General features: G+C 51.1%; 12 protein-coding genes and 1 pseudogene. 10 read left to right on the plus strand and 3 right to left on the minus strand.

Annotation, left to right across the window (positions count from 1 at the left end):
* The first annotated feature begins 142 nt into the window (after nucleotides 1-142).
* The 5 genes from nudF to parE are packed head-to-tail and all read left to right on the plus strand — an operon-like array spanning nucleotide 143 to nucleotide 4,586.
* Entirely contained in the window at nucleotides 143-778 is a 636-nt protein-coding gene (gene nudF / locus JK198_RS07715) for an ADP-ribose diphosphatase (protein WP_212708538.1), read from the plus strand.
* Nucleotides 775-1,200 (plus strand): DUF1249 family protein, encoded by a 426-nt coding sequence (locus JK198_RS07720; protein ID WP_212708537.1) that lies wholly within the window; start codon nucleotides 775-777, stop codon nucleotides 1,198-1,200. Before nudF ends, JK198_RS07720 begins: the two co-directional genes overlap by 4 nt.
* A gap of 31 nt (nucleotides 1,201-1,231) precedes the next feature.
* Nucleotides 1,232-2,059 (plus strand): 3',5'-cyclic-AMP phosphodiesterase, encoded by an 828-nt coding sequence (gene cpdA, locus JK198_RS07725; RefSeq protein WP_212708536.1) that lies wholly within the window; start codon nucleotides 1,232-1,234, stop codon nucleotides 2,057-2,059.
* A gap of 3 nt (nucleotides 2,060-2,062) precedes the next feature.
* Nucleotides 2,063-2,644, plus strand: a complete 582-nt coding sequence (gene yqiA, locus JK198_RS07730; RefSeq protein WP_212710335.1) for an esterase YqiA — start codon at nucleotides 2,063-2,065, stop codon at nucleotides 2,642-2,644.
* A 46-nt stretch (nucleotides 2,645-2,690) separates the two neighbouring features.
* A complete protein-coding gene (gene parE, locus JK198_RS07735) occupies nucleotides 2,691-4,586 on the plus strand; it encodes a DNA topoisomerase IV subunit B (RefSeq protein ID WP_212710336.1) in 1,896 nt (631 codons plus the stop codon).
* A gap of 82 nt (nucleotides 4,587-4,668) precedes the next feature.
* On the opposite strand, the pseudogene JK198_RS07740 reads toward parE, so the two are convergent.
* Nucleotides 4,669-5,589: pseudogene (locus JK198_RS07740) on the minus strand (DMT family transporter).
* A 241-nt stretch (nucleotides 5,590-5,830) separates the two neighbouring features.
* Between JK198_RS07740 and JK198_RS07745 the strand changes: the two are divergent.
* Nucleotides 5,831-6,757: a LysR substrate-binding domain-containing protein gene (locus JK198_RS07745; protein ID WP_212708532.1), complete on the plus strand. Its 927-nt coding sequence runs from the start codon at nucleotides 5,831-5,833 to the stop codon at nucleotides 6,755-6,757.
* Here the strand turns inward: JK198_RS07745 and JK198_RS07750 are convergent.
* Nucleotides 6,754-7,335, minus strand: a complete 582-nt coding sequence (locus JK198_RS07750) for an NAD(P)H-dependent oxidoreductase (protein ID WP_212708531.1) — start codon at nucleotides 7,333-7,335, stop codon at nucleotides 6,754-6,756. The two genes, JK198_RS07745 and JK198_RS07750, sit on opposite strands and share 4 nt — an antisense overlap.
* A 355-nt stretch (nucleotides 7,336-7,690) precedes the next feature.
* On the opposite strand from JK198_RS07750, the gene parC reads away from it, so the two are divergent.
* The 4 genes from parC (at nucleotide 7,691) to JK198_RS07770 (ending at nucleotide 13,128) form a co-directional block, all read left to right on the plus strand.
* Entirely contained in the window at nucleotides 7,691-9,967 is a 2,277-nt protein-coding gene (parC, locus tag JK198_RS07755) for a DNA topoisomerase IV subunit A (protein ID WP_212710337.1), read from the plus strand.
* Nucleotides 9,968-10,127: 160 nt separating this feature from the next.
* Nucleotides 10,128-10,859, plus strand: coding sequence for a 1-acylglycerol-3-phosphate O-acyltransferase (locus JK198_RS07760; RefSeq protein WP_212708529.1), 732 nt, complete (start codon nucleotides 10,128-10,130; stop codon nucleotides 10,857-10,859).
* A 94-nt stretch (nucleotides 10,860-10,953) separates the two neighbouring features.
* A complete protein-coding gene (ftsP, locus tag JK198_RS07765) occupies nucleotides 10,954-12,375 on the plus strand; it encodes a cell division protein FtsP (RefSeq protein ID WP_212708528.1) in 1,422 nt (473 codons plus the stop codon).
* Nucleotides 12,376-12,603: 228 nt separating this feature from the next.
* Nucleotides 12,604-13,128, plus strand: coding sequence for a GNAT family N-acetyltransferase (locus JK198_RS07770; RefSeq protein ID WP_212710338.1), 525 nt, complete (start codon nucleotides 12,604-12,606; stop codon nucleotides 13,126-13,128).
* 34 nt (nucleotides 13,129-13,162) lie between these two features.
* Here the strand turns inward: JK198_RS07770 and dkgA are convergent, their stop codons facing one another.
* Nucleotides 13,163-13,993, minus strand: coding sequence for a 2,5-didehydrogluconate reductase DkgA (dkgA, locus tag JK198_RS07775; RefSeq protein ID WP_212708525.1), 831 nt, complete (start codon nucleotides 13,991-13,993; stop codon nucleotides 13,163-13,165).
* Nucleotides 13,994-14,103 lie beyond the last annotated feature (110 nt).

The following is a 14,103-nucleotide window of genomic DNA, read 5'->3' on the forward strand; positions in this document are numbered from 1 at the left end:
CGATGGCATGTTAAGTTGGCTGAACGTGCCATCTGCGTCAGAACACGCGAAATAATAGCCGAAATTCTCCACCATCTGATGTCACAATTGCAGTATATAACTTTACGTCAGCTTGTCATTATACCTTGTCAGGAGTGAAGCGATGCCGGGTCAAAAATCATCACCTGTTATTTTCGGGCGCAGCGATGTAGAAATTATTACAAGGGAAAGTGTCTATAAAGGTTTTTTTTCATTAATTAAGTACCGGTTTCGCCATCGTTTGTTCAGCGGTGAAATGAGCCGCGTGGTAGAACGGGAAGTGCTGGAACGCGGCAATGCGGTAGTATTAATGCTCTATGATGTTTCACGTGACCAGCTGGTTATGATCGAGCAGATACGTATCCCTGCCTATGAGAACTCTGCAACGCCATGGCTGCTGGAAATGGTGGCGGGTATGATCAAGCCGGGAGAGTCAGATGAAGAGGTTGCACGGCGCGAAGCCCGGGAAGAAACAGGATTAGCCGTAGGCCGGATCGAACCTGTGTTAAATTATCTGTCGAGTCCCGGGGGAACCAGCGAACGTATTGCGGTGATGGTCGGGGAAGTGGATGCCAGCCAGGCAAAAGGATGTCACGGGCTGGAGGAAGAGAATGAGGATATTCTTGTCCGGGTGGTCAGCCGGGAGCAGGCTTACCGCTGGGTTGAAGAGGGGATTATTGATAATGCAGCTTCAGTGATTGCTGTGCAATGGCTTGAACTGCACCACAAACGACTTAAAGACCAATGGAAAACCACATGAAACAACGTTATACCCCCGATTTTCCGCAAATGATGCGTCTTAATGAGACTAACTATGCTCAGTTGCGGCGTCTGTTACCCCGCAATGATCGACAGGGCGAGACTATCACCTACCAGATTAAGGGGGCCAGATATCGTCTGACAATAGAAGAATCAACACGTTATACCACTGTCGTTAATATCAGTCAGATAGCACCTGCAGTAAGTTACTGGAGTCTGCCTGCGATGTCTGTCAGACTTTATCATGATGCGATGGTTGCGGAAGTGTGTTCGACGCAACAGATCTATCGTTTTAAAGCACGCTATGATTATCCGAATAAAAAATTACATCAGCGTGACGAAAAGCATCAGATAAACCAGTTTCTTGCCGAATGGCTGCGTTATTGCCTTATTTATGGCGCAATGGCCGAAGCCGTATATTAAAGAATAATGGTGTGCTCACTAAGGATTTGCCTTGGATAGTGTGTTAATACCCGGGATTGCCGATACCGCGCGGATTAAAGTACTGCAAATAACCGATACGCATTTGTTTAAGGGAAAAGATGAATCACTGCTTGGTGTGAACACCTGGTCGGGTTATCAGGCAGTACTGGATGCGGTGATTGCAGGACAGGAGCAATATGATCTGATTATTGCTACCGGCGATTTGTCGCAGGATCACTCCGCAGAAGCCTATCAGCACTTTGCCGAAGGTATTCTGCGTCTACCGGCCCCCTGTGTCTGGCTGCCGGGGAACCATGATTTCCAGCCGGCAATGTATGAGACTCTGGCAAAGGCCGGTATCAGTCAGTCCAAACGGGTACTGCTTGGGGAACGCTGGCAGATATTGTTACTCGACAGCCAGGTTTATGGTGTCCCCCACGGTATGCTCAGTGAGTTTCAGCTGGAGTGGCTGGAAAATGCGCTGGCAACCGCTGCTGAACGGGATACGGTTATCTTGTTACATCATCATCCTGTGCCTTCTGGCTGTGCCTGGCTCGACCAACACAACTTACGTAATTCTCATCAGCTGGACAGTATTCTGCAAAAGTACCCGCGGGCAGCGACCTTGCTGTGTGGTCATATTCATCAGGAAATGGATGAATTATGGCAGGGGCGCAGAGTACTGGCGACGCCTTCCACCTGTGTTCAGTTTAAACCGCACTGCTCAGGGTTTACGATTGATGCACTCGCGCCCGGCTGGCGCTGGCTGACGTTAATGCCGGACGGCACTCTTGAGACAGCGGTGTGCCGGCTGGATACCACGGAGTTTCTTCCTGATCTGGAATCTGAAGGGTATTAATTAATGTCCACTCTGCTCTATTTGCACGGTTTTAACAGTTCTCCGCACTCGGCAAAAGCCACGCAGTTGCTACAGTGGATGCAGCGGCATTACCCACATATAACGATGATTATCCCGCAGTTACCTGACTGTCCGGACCAGGCCGCAGCAATGCTGGAAACGCTGGTGACAGATTATGCCGGCCAGCCGTTGGGAATTGTTGGTTCTTCACTCGGGGGCTATTACGCCACCTGGCTGTCACAACGCTTTACGCTGCCGGCCGTTGTGATAAATCCTGCGACCCGGCCTTTTGAACTACTGGAAGACTTTCTGGGTGAAAACCGGAACCCGTACACCGGTCAGCATTATGTGTTAGAGTCTCGCCATATCTATGATCTGAAGGCTATGTATATTGATTCCCTGATATCACCGGACCTGATCTGGTTGTTATTACAGACCGGAGATGAGGTTCTTGACTATCGTCAGGCCCTGCAATACTACGCCGCCTGCCGGCAAACCGTCGAAGCGGGCGGGGATCATGCCTTCACCGGATTTAACCGATACTTTCAACAGCTGATTGATTTCCTGGCTATCGCCGGCGACTAGTCTCACTGCTGTCTGAGCAAATTCAAGAACAAACGAAAAGAGAACGATGACTCAATCAAGTTATAACGCGGATGCTATTGAGGTACTGACCGGGCTTGAGCCTGTCCGTCGGCGGCCCGGCATGTATACGGATACCACGCGTCCTAACCATCTTGGGCAGGAAGTAATCGATAACAGTATCGATGAAGCACTGGCCGGACATGCCAAACGTGTTGAAGTAATTTTGCATGCCGATCAGTCACTGGAAGTGATTGATGATGGACGGGGAATGCCGGTCGATATTCACCCTGAAGAAGGGGTTCCGGCTATCGAACTGATTTTCTGTCGTCTGCATGCGGGAGGAAAGTTTTCCAACAAAAACTACCAGTTCTCCGGCGGATTGCACGGGGTGGGGATTTCGGTAGTGAACGCCCTGTCAACGCGGGTGGATGTTGCCGTTCGCCGTGGTGGTGAAGTCTATGAAATGGCTTTTGAGAACGGTGAAAAAGTAGAAGATTTACGGGTTACCGGTACCGTGGGCCGGCGTAATAGTGGTACCCGGGTGCGTTTCTGGCCCGATGCCTCATTTTTCGACAGCCCGCGCTTTTCTGTATCACGTCTGGCACATCTGCTGAAAGCAAAAGCTGTCCTCTGTCCCGGCGTGGAAATTATTTTCCGTGATAAAAGTAACAACACTGAACAGCGCTGGTGCTACCAGGACGGACTGACCGACTATCTGAAAGAAGCGGTCGACGGACTGGTAACTTTACCGGAACAGCCATTCGTCGGCAGCTTCTCCGGAGAGACCGAAGCGGCAGACTGGGCACTGTTGTGGCTGCCGGAAGGGGGAGAGTTACTGACTGAAAGTTATGTCAACCTGATCCCGACCATGCAGGGCGGGACTCATGTTAATGGTCTGCGTCAGGGCCTGCTGGATGCGATGCGCACCTTCTGTGAATACCGCAATATTCTGCCCCGCGGCGTCAAATTGTCTGCAGAAGATATCTGGGATCGTTGTGCCTATGTATTATCGGTAAAAATGCAGGATCCTCAGTTTGCCGGACAGACCAAAGAACGTCTCTCCTCGCGACAGACAGCGGCTTTTGTCTCGGCCGTGGTAAAAGATGCTTTTAGTCTGTGGCTGAACCAGAATGTTCAGCTGGCTGAACAGCTGGCTGAAATGGCCATCGCCAGTGCTCAGCGGCGCATGCGAGCCGCAAAAAAAGTAGTACGTAAAAAAATTACCAGTGGTCCGGCACTGCCAGGAAAACTGGCCGATTGTACCGCTCAGGATCTGAACCGGACCGAATTATTCCTGGTGGAAGGTGACTCTGCGGGTGGCTCGGCTAAACAGGCCCGTGACCGTGAGTATCAGGCAATTATGCCGCTGAAAGGGAAGATACTGAATACCTGGGAAGTCTCTTCTGATGAAGTGCTTGCCTCTCAGGAAGTACATGATATTTCGGTTGCTATTGGTATCGATCCGGACAGTGAAGATCTTAGCCTGTTGCGCTACGGTAAAATCTGTATCCTGGCCGATGCAGACTCCGACGGACTGCATATCGCGACCCTGCTATGTGCACTGTTTGTCCGCCATTTCCGTGCACTGGTGAAAGGGGGACATGTGTATGTCGCGATGCCGCCTCTTTACCGTATCGATCTCGGAAAAGAAGTCTATTACGCTCTGGATGAAGATGAAAAAGCCGGAGTTTTAGAACAACTGAAACGTAAACGCGGCAAAGTTAATGTGCAGCGCTTTAAAGGGCTGGGTGAGATGAACCCGATGCAGTTAAGGGAAACCACTCTCGATCCCAATACCCGCCGTCTGGTACAACTGACAGTCGATGACGACGATGTTGACGACACCCTGAAAGTGATGGATATGCTGCTGGCAAAAAAACGCGCTGAAGATCGTCGTAACTGGCTGCAGGAACGCGGCGATAAAGTGGATATCGAGGTCTGATTATTTTCCGGCAGACAGCCTGCCGGATATTTGTTGCACCCGGTCAGCCGGCTCAGCGGCACCGACTGGCCGGTGATAACAGTTACAAAGAAGTTAACTTCCTTTTGGAACGTTCAGGATCGGGTGCCAGGGTAATAAATACCACCGACAGCATGATCAGTAACGACCCTGTCCATTCAGCTATCCCGAAAGAGACTCCTAACAGTAATACCGACAGCAAGGCACTGCTGAGAGGTTCCGCGCAACTCAGTACGCTGGCGTTCTGGCTACCGGTCAGAAAGGCACCTTTAAGAAATAAACTAAAAGTTAATGCGGTGCCGATCAGTACCAGGAAACCCATTGCCGACCAGCCGGCAGTATCCAGCTGGTGTAAATTCAGACCCGGCAGATAAAAGGGCATTAACGAACATCCGGCAATTAACATACTTATCCCGACCACCGGCAGGGTACCAAACTGGCGGATCAGTCCCGAGGAGTAGGAGGAGTTAAAAGCCGCGGCACAGGCAGAAATCAGCCCCCATACCAGCCCTGTGACCGAAAGTTGCAATGACGTCAGGTGCCCGTGGGTTGCCATCAGCAGAGTGCCGGCCAGTGATGTCAGTACTGCGAGACAAATAACGGCTCCGGGTAAACGTTTTCTGGCTATCATGTTGTATAGCACCAGCACAACCGGTGCCAGAAATTATTGCAAAACTGTCGCAGTTGCGGCGTTAGTTTTCTCGATAGTCATCAGAAAAGACAGCTGTACCATCAGGGTTCCGAACAGGCTGAAAATAATAAGTTTCAACAGGGCCTGGCGTTGCCGGAACATTGCTAAAGGGTGATTCCCTTGCAGAACACCCAGTATACTGAGCAATAACCCTGCGGCAATCAGGCGGATCATGGTTATGCCACCGGCACTGAACAGATAATTTTCGAATAAGTATTGGGCAGCAACACCTGAGCTTCCCCAGAGGGTTGCCGCGAGTAATACCAGATAAATTCCCTGACGAGATGTATTCATTAGTCCCCTAAAGAGTGTTAAGAATGGAACGGCGGATTCTGATGCATAAGACTCAGTGAAAAGCAGAAGTGTATAGAAGATAGAATAAAATTTGCTTCTTTTTTGTCGCTGTTTTTTTACAAATTATTATAGTGACCATGATAAACAGGTATTTTGTGCGGCCTTGCTGGTATCAGGCTGCTGGCAGGTGGCACACTGGCGGTGATTACCTGATACGCTCAGGCGTTGCCGGAAAAGAATAATGAAAGTCACACTTGAAGATATGCGCATCTGGATAGCGGTAGTGGATAGCGGGTCGATTACCGCGGCGGCAGATCAACTGACGATGACCGTATCTTCGGTCAGTCGTTCACTCAGCCGGCTGGAAAATAAGCTGGATACCACACTGATGCAGCGCACCACGCGGCGGATGGCCCTGACCCCGGAGGGCAGCCTGTTTTTACAACGAGCCAGGAAAATCCTGGCCGCAATGGCCTCAGCAGAAGAGGAGCTGGCTGTACGCCGGGAAACGCCCTCAGGCCGGCTGCGTATCAATACGGCACCTTCGTTTATGCAGCATATTATCGTCCCCTTACTCGGAGAATTCCTCGGGCGCTATCCGCAGATTGAGCCGGAACTGACGACCGATGATTTGCCGATTGATCTGCTGGAACAACAGACAGATATTGCGATCCGCATGGGAACCCTGCCCGACTCCGGGATCCATGCCCGGATTCTGGGCTACAGTCCGTTACGTTTGTTTGCCAGCCCCGGCTATCTGCAGCGTTACGGAACGCCTGAACACAGTGAGCAGCTTTCCGTCCATCGTACGCTGGGTTTCACTCAGCCTCTGGTACATAACCACTGGCCGCTGTTTAATGCCCGCCAGGAATTTATGCAGATAACCCCGACGCTGCGGGCATCGAGTGGTGAGACAATCTTACAACTGGCGATAGCCGGCCAGGGGATTGCCCGGTTATCTGACTTTGCATCGGCAGCAGCGGTGAACGAAGGCAAACTGGTACCGATTCTCGGGCAGGAAATTCAGAGTATGTTATTGCCGGTACATGCGGTGTATTACCGCAACACGGCACTGGCGGTTCGTATTCGCTGTTTCCTCGATTATCTGCAACAGGCCGTGACAGAACACGGCCTGTTACTGGCACCGGGATATCCCGGTAAGCATTAACCGAATATTTGCTGCAGGTGCTGTTGGTAATTTTCAATATACAGCGGCACCTGAGGATCTTTAATTACATCATTACAGATAAAGGTTGGCAGGCCACTCATCCCCAGAAACTGGAATGCTTTATGGGTATGAAGATAGACACCGTCCACGCCACTGCCCTCAAAGAACTGCTGTGGATCGGTAAAGGCCTGTAACGGCGCATTCCAGGTCAGTGACAGCATATATTTTTTCCCCTGCAGTAATCCGCCGGAACCATATTTCTTTTCACTGTCTGCACGGGTACGGCCGTCACTGGCATATAAGCGGCCATGACCATAGGTGAACACTTCATCGATATATTTTTTCACGGTCCAGGGCTCTCCCATCCACCAGCCGGGCATTTGCAGGATCACCACATCATTGCGGACAAATTTCTCGATCTCGGCCTCAATATAGTACGGCTGATCGACACGGGTAACCGATACCTCGTGGCCCAGACGACGTAGTTCCGCGGCGCCCTGCTCACTGAGCGTGTGGTTCAGGCGTCCGGCGGAATGACCAAATGTGGTGCCTCCGTCAATAATCAGGATGTTACTCATCGTTTTTTCCTCTTAACTGGTCTCTGTATATTGTTAACTGCCGGCAGATAAAAAAAAATGGTTGGCTGAGCATAATACTTTTGCAGAGACTGCAATAATCGGTGGATGCCGTCACAGATCCGCAGGTCAGTAACCCCCTGAAGATCTGCCGGGAAAAAATACAAAAAGTAATGCCTGATCCTGTGGCCGGTATTCAGAGATGAGTACGACTGATGTTTTAACCCTCATTCGCGGCACAAGGCTTGGTAGCCGCGTAACGCCCCTGTGACTAACTACGGCGAATAAGGTACTATCCCCGCCAGATAACCGCCACCGACGAGTGTCTGGCTGGCCGCGAAGTGAGGATTGATTAACAATGAGTGACATGACCCGGGACGGTGCAGAACGTCTTGCATTGCACAAATTTACCGAAAATGCCTATCTGAACTACTCCATGTACGTGATCATGGACAGGGCATTACCCTATATCGGGGACGGCTTAAAACCGGTTCAGCGGCGTATTATTTATGCAATGTCTGAGCTGGGATTAAATGCCAGCGCAAAATTTAAGAAATCGGCCCGTACGGTCGGTGATGTTCTGGGTAAATATCATCCGCACGGTGACAGTGCCTGCTATGAAGCGATGGTATTAATGGCGCAGCCTTTCTCTTACCGTTATCCGCTGGTGGATGGCCAGGGAAACTGGGGTGCGCCGGATGATCCGAAATCCTTTGCTGCCATGCGTTATACGGAATCCCGCTTATCAAAATATGCCGAGCTGTTACTTGGTGAGCTGGGACAGGGCACTGTCGATTATGTCGCTAACTTTGACGGGACGCTGCAGGAGCCGAAAATGCTGCCTGCCCGCTTACCGAATATTCTGTTAAACGGTACGACCGGAATTGCCGTCGGGATGGCAACGGATATTCCGCCACACAATTTACGTGAAGTTGCCGATGCTGCCATAACACTGATTGATAAGCCAGCAACCACCCTGGATCAATTGCTGGATATTGTTCAGGGCCCGGATTTCCCGACAGACGCGGAAATTATTACCCCGCGCAGTGAGATCCGAAAAATCTATGCCAGCGGGCGTGGCAGTGTGCGGCAGCGTGCCGTATGGAAAAAAGAAGACGGTGAACTGATTATCACTGCGCTGCCTCATCAGGTATCCGGTGCGCGGGTGATGGAACAGATCGCCGCCCAGATGCGTAATAAAAAACTGCCTATGGTAGAGGATCTGCGTGATGAGTCTGATCACGAAAATCCGACCCGGCTAGTGATTGTGCCGCGTTCCAACCGGGTTGACGCTGAACCGCTGATGAATCACCTGTTTGCCACCACGGATCTGGAAAAAAGTTATCGTATTAACCTGAATATGATCGGCCTGGATAACCGTCCTGCGGTAAAAAATTTGCTGGAAATCCTCAGTGAATGGCTGGTCTATCGTCGTGATACGGTACGTAAACGTTTAAACTTCCGGCTGGATAAGGTGCTGAACCGTCTGCATATTCTTGAAGGGCTGCTGACTGCTTTCCTGAATATAGATGAAGTGATTGAAATTATTCGCAGCGAAGACCAGCCAAAAGCATTGCTGATGTCACGTTTTTCTATCAGCGATACTCAGGCTGAAGCGATCCTTGAACTGAAATTGCGTCATCTTGCCAGACTGGAAGATATGAAAATCCGCACCGAGCAGGATGCGCTGGCCAAAGAACGTGATGAGCTACAGGCATTACTGGCTTCCGGACGGAAAATGGATACTCTGCTGAAGAAAGAATTGCAGGCGGACAGTAAAACCTATGGTGATGATCGCCGTTCACCGTTACGTGAACGTAGCGAAGCAAAAGCGATCAGCGAAACAGATTTGGTACCTTCTGAACCTGTGACCGTGGTGTTATCACAAATGGGTTGGGTACGCAGTGCCAAAGGGCATGATATTGATCCTGCCGGACTCAGTTATAAGGCCGGTGACAGCTACCTTGCATCCGCCAAAGGCAAAAGCAATCTGCCGGTGTCGTTTCTGGACTCCGCCGGCCGCAGTTATACCTTAGATCCGAACAGTCTGCCTTCGGCCCGTGGCCAGGGGGAACCCCTGACCGGGAAACTGACCCCGCCGCCGGGAGCAGTCGTCGAACATGTACTGATGGAAGCGGACGATCAACGGTTACTGATGGCCTCTGACGCCGGATACGGTTTTATCTGTACCTTTAACGATTTACAGTCGCGTAATCGTGCCGGTAAGGCTATGCTTTCGTTACCGAAAAATGCCAGAGTCATGACGCCACTGGCGGTTAATAACGATGAAGATCGGTTGATGGTGATTACGGCTGCCGGACGAATGCTTATGTTCCCGGTGAAAGACCTGCCTCAGTTATCGAAAGGTAAGGGTAACAAGATTATCTCCATTCCGGCCGCTGAAGCCGCTGCCGGCACCGATAAAGTCGTCTGGCTGTTATTACTGCCGCCACTGAGTGTGGTGACATTACATGTCGGTAAGCGAAAACTCACACTGCGTGAAGATGATTTACAAAAATTCAGAACCGAGCGCGGACGGCGCGGTACTTTGTTACCACGCGGGTTGCAGCGCATTGATCGTGTTGATATTGAAACACCTGCTGCGGATAACAATACCGCAGCAGCGACGGACTGAGAACGCTGCCGGCAGGTAACGCGGCGGCTAAAAAAACCGTTATACTTGCTGGCTGTTTATTGTTGTTCTGATGATCACTGCGGTGTGATAGCACCGGCAGTGAATGTTCTGTCTGCTTTTTAGCGAAAGAAGTAAAGCAGGCTGCTATTAAGAGGTTGTTATGCTGTTAATTTTGCGCGCTCTTATCGTTATTATCTATTCGGTTATTGTCTGTGTGTTTGGCTGTTTATGGTGTTGTTTCTCACCAAGGAACCCGCGCCATGTCGCGACTTTCGCGCATGCCTTTGGCCGCCTGAATAAAGTATTTGGTATCCGTGTTGAGCTGCGTAAACCCGAAGGTGCGGAAAACTTCGGTAATGCCATTTATATCGCAAACCATCAGAACAATTACGATATGGTAACGGCAGCAAATATGGTGCAGCCACCGACGGTCACTGTAGGGAAAAAAAGCCTGGCCTGGGTCCCGTTCTTCGGACAGTTATACTGGCTGACCGGGAATTTGCTGATCGACCGCGATAACCGGACCAAGGCCCATGATACGATCAACGATGTGGTGTCTCAGTTTAAAAAGAAACGGATCTCGTTCTGGATGTTTCCTGAAGGTACCCGCAGCCGCGGACGCGGGCTGCTTCCGTTTAAAACCGGTGCATTTCATGCTGCGCTGGCGGCCGGTGTTCCGGTGATCCCAATTGTGATCTCTGATACCCATAATAAGATAAAACTCAATCGCTGGCGCAACGGGCTGGTGATTGTTGAAATGTTACCTCCGGTAGATATCAAACAGTTTGAAGGTCAGTCGGCTCGTAAGCTGGCGACCCACTGCCGTGAACTGATGTCTGCGCGCCTTGATGAACTGAATAAAGAAGTGGCCCGCCGCACGCAGGAAAAATAACAGTATCGCCGCAGTCGGTATGGTCTGGCGGATAACGTTGATGGTTTGTCGTGAACTAACACCGGTGGTGTTATCAGTATAAGGTCAGGAGTATATGTCTTTTAACAGACGTCAGTTTCTTCAGTTATCTGCCGGTGCAGCGCTCGGCAGCACGGTACTGCCACGTGCAGCTCTGGCGGCTGATGCCGGTGAAAATGCACTGCCGGTACCACCGCTGCTGGAGTCACGTCGTGGCCAGCCACTGTTTCTGACTATGCAAGCCAGTCACTGGGCGTTTAACGGAACAACCAAAGCCCCCGTATGGGGGTTTAATGGTATTTACCTGGGCCCTACCGTGCGGGTACATAACGGTGATGATGTTAAGCTGATTTACAGTAACCGTCTGCCGGAACCGGTATCAATGACCGTCAGTGGCTTGCAGGTACAGGGTGCATTAAATGGTGGCGCACCGCGGCAGATTTCACCGAATGTTGACTGGGCGCCTGTCCTGCCGGTGCGTCAGCCCGCTGCGACCTGCTGGTATCATGCAGATACCCCCCGCCATATGGCACCTCATGTCTATAACGGTCTGGCCGGAATGTGGCTGATTGAAGACGATAACAGCAAGTCACTGGCACTGCCTAAGCACTATGGTGTTGATGACTTTCCGCTGATTATTCAGGATAAGCGACTGGATAACTTCGGCTCCCCGGTGTATGACAGCGGGGCTGAGCAGGGATTTTACGGCGATATTCTGCTGACCAACGGTATCCGCAGTCCGTACGTGAATGTGTCCCGTGGCTGGGTGCGGTTACGGTTGCTAAACGCTTCCAATGCCCGTCGTTACCAGCTACAACTCAGCGATGATCGTCCATTCACCGTGATTGCCGGTGATCAGGGTTTTTTACCCGCGCCTGTGACCGTCCGCCAGTTGTCTCTGGCCCCCGGCGAGCGCCGTGAAGTACTGGTCGACTTATCCCAGGGAAATGATGTTTCTATCACCGCCGGTACCCCTGCGACCTTTATGGAACGTATTAAGGGTATTTTCCAGCCATCCTCCGTACTCACCTCGACTCTGGTGCTGACCCTGCGTCCTACCGGCTTATTACCGCTGGTCACCGATGGTTTGCCGACCGTTCTGGCAGCGATGTCACAAGCAGGTAATGTGACTGCCAGCCGTCAGATAACCTTAGAAAACTCTCCGGCGGGGATCAATGGCGTCGCCCGGGATACCCTGCGAATTGATACGGTGGTGCGCCAGGGCAGTACTGAACGCTGGACGGTACAGGCCGACAAGCCACAGGCATTTCATATTCAGGGGGCCATGTTTCTGATACGCAGTGTGAATGGTGCACTGCCAATGGCCGAAGATCGGGGCTGGAAGGATACCGTCTGGGTGGATGGCAGCGTCGAGTTACTGGTGACGTTCCCCTGCAGCTCGTCGGAACATTTTCCGTTTGTTTACTACAGCCAGAATCTTGAGCTGGCGGATGGTGGTTGCGCAGGTCAGCTGATGGTACAGCAGGCGATAAATTAGCGGTACTTTGCCTCTGTTTATCGGGAAGATGAAATTGTCTCAGGGATAATGCTGTACCTCCGGGGGCATCGACGGGCGTTTTTACAGATAGTCAGTCGCTGTCCGCACTGTATAAACATTCGGGCTCAGTGAGCGGGGGGACAGAGAAAATGATCAGCCCTGAAAAAAGTAATATGCTGATACACCGCCTATGGAAGGACATAGCCCTGATTAACGGATGGAGTAGCGATGACAACTGTTCAGTTAGCCCCTTCACAACCGGAAGCGCGACCGCAGGTCACCGTATGCCAGGCGGATGAATATCAGGAACTGGCCGATATTTTTATTGAAATGAATTGCTGGCATTACCCGGGTGTTGTGATAAATAAAGAAGAAATGACAGGTTATTTGCAACACCGGGTGTTGGCTCCTCGCTCCGGCACCGCAGTATATAAAGTGACGTTACAGAGGAACGTTGTTGCTTTTGCCTGTGTCTCTGTCATGTATCCGGCCCCGCGTTTTAGCGGACAAATGTTTATTAAGGAATTATTTGTTTCGGCGGCATACCGGCGGCAGGGGATCGGCAAACTGCTGATGCAGTTTATTGCCCGGCAAGCCTGCGAGCAAGAGTGCTACCGACTGGACTGGTTATCTTCGGCAACGGATAAAAAAGTGCAGGCTTTTTATCAGGCTGCTGGCGGGCAGGTCATCGAAGGGATGAATTATCATCGTCTCTTTGGTGATGATTTGTCTGTACTGGCGCAGGGACGGTAGTGGACACGGCAGGCCGTTCCCTGGCCTGCGTTTATCAGACTTTATTAAAATTATCCGGATCCGGGCCGAGACGCTGGCCGGCATCAAGCGCTGCCAGAGCCGTTAACTCTTCTTTTTCCAGTCTGAAATCAAATACCGCAAAGTTTTCTGCGATACGTGTATCAGTGACAGATTTTGGTATCACTACCAGGCCGTTATCAATATGCCAGCGGATAACGATTTGTGCGGGAGTCTTTGCATATTTTTCTGCCAGCGCGCGGATCTGCGGCTGGTCGAAAACCCCTTTTCCGCCTTGTGCCAGCGGGCTCCAGGACTCAGTCTGAATATGGTGCAACCCGTTCCAGGCATGCAGCGGGCGTTGCTGAAACAGCGGATGCAGTTCAATCTGGTTAATAACAGGGGTTACGCCTGTCTCACGGATAATGGCCTGCAGATGTTGCTGCTGAAAATTACATACCCCGATACTTTTGATCAGTCCCTGCTGCTGTAATTCAATTAGCTGCTGCCAGGCGGCAATATAGTGATTATTTTGCGGGCAGGGCCAGTGAAGAAGATACAGGTCAATATAATCAAGCTGTAGTTTTTGCAGGCTGGTTTGCAGGGCTTCCGCGGCATGGAGTTGGTCTGTATTCCAGAGTTTGGTGGTAATAAACAGTTCTTCACGGGGAATATCAGAGTCCTGAATGGCCTGGCCGACCCCTGCTTCATTTTGATAAATAGCGGCAGTATCAATAGAGCGATAGCCGGTTTTCAGTGCATAGCTCACGGCCTGGCGGGTTTGATCGACCGTTGCCTGCCATACACCCAGTCCCAGTTGTGGCATCAGCCGGCCATCGTGTAATTTGATGAAAGGTTGTCCGGACATATTAGTTTCCTCCGTAGCAAAAAATTCGTCAGGTTATGCTAAATAAGGGTAAGTGTAGTACTGATCTTGGTGGCGGGCACCGGGAAAGGATAGCCGCCGTCTGGCCGGAG

Origin of the sequence: Tatumella sp. JGM91, from assembly GCF_018257575.1 — a bacterium.
GTDB lineage: Bacteria > Pseudomonadota > Gammaproteobacteria > Enterobacterales > Enterobacteriaceae > Tatumella > Tatumella punctata.